Annotated in this window: 2 protein-coding genes; both read left to right on the forward strand. The window is 62.9% G+C overall.

From position 1 onward, the window contains the following. The coding region (locus ACIONG_RS30335; RefSeq protein ID WP_401304695.1) for a molybdopterin-dependent oxidoreductase at positions 1 to 1,977 on the forward strand (1,977 nt) is incomplete at its 5' end. Next, positions 1,974 to 2,374 (forward strand): NADH-quinone oxidoreductase subunit H (locus ACIONG_RS30340; RefSeq protein ID WP_401304698.1); only part of this gene is annotated, 401 nt, incomplete at its 3' end. The genes ACIONG_RS30335 and ACIONG_RS30340, both read left to right, overlap by 4 nt.

Consider the following 2,374-nt stretch of genomic DNA (forward strand, 5'->3'; position numbering starts at 1 on the left):
CGTCGCATCGAAAACCGTTTCAACGGTTCGGTGAACCAGTACTTCCTGTGCGACCGTGGCCGTTTCGGTTATGGCTACGTCAACCGCACCGACCGTCCACGTCAGCCGCTGCTGGCCGACGGCACCAAGCTGGGCCTCGACGCCGCACTGGATAAAGCCGCTGATCTGCTGCGCGGGCGCAACATCGTCGGTATCGGTTCGCCGCGTGCCAGCCTCGAAAGCAACTACGCGTTGCGCGAACTGGTCGGCGCCGAGCACTTCTACTCCGGTATCGAAGCCTCCGAGCTGGAGCGCATCCGTCTGGTCCTGCAAGTGCTCAAAGACAGCCCGCTGCCAGTGCCGAACATGCGCGACATCGAAGACCACGACGCCATTTTCGTCCTCGGTGAAGACCTGACCCAGACCGCCGCCCGTATGGCCCTGGCCCTGCGTCAATCGGTCAAAGGCAAAGCCGAAGACATGGCCGAGGCCATGCGCGTTCAGCCTTGGCTCGACGCCGCAGTGAAGAACATCGGTCAGCACGCGCTGAACCCGCTGTTCATCGCCAGCCTGGCGGAAACCAAGCTCGACGACGTTGCCGAAGAATGCGTACACGCCGCTCCAGACGATCTGGCGCGCATCGGTTTCGCCGTGGCTCACGCTCTGGATGCCAGCGCCCCGGCCGTCGAAGGTCTGGACGCCGAAGCACTGGAACTGGCCAAGCGCATTGCTGATGCCCTGCTCGCGGCCAAACGTCCGCTGATCATTGCCGGTACTTCGCTGGGCTCCAAAGCCCTGATCGAAGCGGCGGCGAACATCGCCAAAGCCCTGAAGCTGCGCGAGAAGAACGGTTCGATCAGCCTGATCGTGCCGGAAGCCAACAGCCTCGGCCTGGCCATGCTCGGTGGCGAATCGGTTGATGCGGCGCTGCAAGCCGTCATCGACGGCAAGGCTGACGCGATCGTTGTGCTGGAAAACGATCTGTACACCCGCACCTCGAAAGCCAAGGTCGATGCGGCATTGAACGCTGCGAAAGTAGTGATCGTTGCTGATCATCAGAAGACCGCCACCAGCGACCGCGCACATCTGGTTCTGCCAGCGGCGAGCTTCGCTGAAGGCGACGGTACGCTGGTCAGCCAGGAAGGTCGCGCCCAGCGCTTCTTCCAGGTTTTCGATCCGCAATACCTGGACGCAAGCATTCTGGTTCACGAAGGCTGGCGCTGGCTGCACGCCCTGCGCGCCACCCTGCTGAACCAGCCGATCGACTGGACGCAACTCGACCACGTCACCGCTGCCGTGGCTTCGAGCACCGAGCAACTGGCACGTATCGTCGACGCTGCACCGTCCGCCGCGTTCCGCATCAAGGGTCTGAAACTGGCGCGTGAGCCGCTGCGTTATTCCGGTCGCACCGCGATGCGCGCCGACATCAGCGTTCACGAACCACGCACCCCGCAAGACAAAGACACCGCGTTCGCCTTCTCCATGGAAGGTTACTCGGGTTCGGCTGAGCCACGTCAGCAAGTGCCATTCGCCTGGTCCCCGGGCTGGAACTCGCCACAAGCGTGGAACAAGTTCCAGGACGAAGTCGGTGGTCACCTGCGCGCTGGCGACCCGGGCACCCGCCTGATCGAAAGCACTGGCGATTCGCTGAACTGGTTCGCTGCCGCTCCGCGTGCATTCAACCCGGCGCCGGGCACCTGGCAAGCCGTGCCGTTCTACCACCTGTTCGGCAGCGACGAGAACTCGTCGAAAGCCGCGCCGGTGCAAGAGCGCATTCCGGCTCCGTACGTCGCTCTGGCCAAATCCGAAGCGGATCGTCTGGGCGTCAACGACGGTGCTCTGCTGAGCCTGAACGTCGCCGGCCAGACCCTGCGTCTGCCGCTGCGTATCAATGAAGAACTGGGCGCAGGTCTGGTGGCATTGCCTGCGGGCATCGCCGGCATTCCACCGGCATTCGCCGGCGTATCCGTCGACGGTCTGCAGGAGGCAGCGCAATGACCTGGTTCACCCCTGAAGTGATCGATGTGATCCTGACGGTCATCAAAGCCATCGTGATTCTGCTGGCCGTTGTGGTCGCAGGCGCGTTGCTCAGCTTTGTCGAACGTCGCCTGCTGGGCTGGTGGCAGGACCGTTACGGTCCGAACCGCGTTGGCCCGTTTGGTATGTTCCAGATCGCCGCCGACATGCTGAAGATGTTTTTCAAGGAAGACTGGACCCCGCCGTTCGCCGATAAAGTGATCTTCACTTTGGCACCGGTGGTGGCCATGTCCGCCCTGCTGATCGCGTTTGCGATTATCCCGATCACCCCGACCTGGGGCGTCGCGGATCTGAACATCGGCCTGCTGTTCTTCTTCGCCATGGCCGGTCTGTCGGTCTACGCGGTGTTGTTCGCCGG

Source organism: Pseudomonas sp. NPDC087817 (assembly GCF_044742875.1).
Classification (GTDB): domain Bacteria; phylum Pseudomonadota; class Gammaproteobacteria; order Pseudomonadales; family Pseudomonadaceae; genus Aquipseudomonas.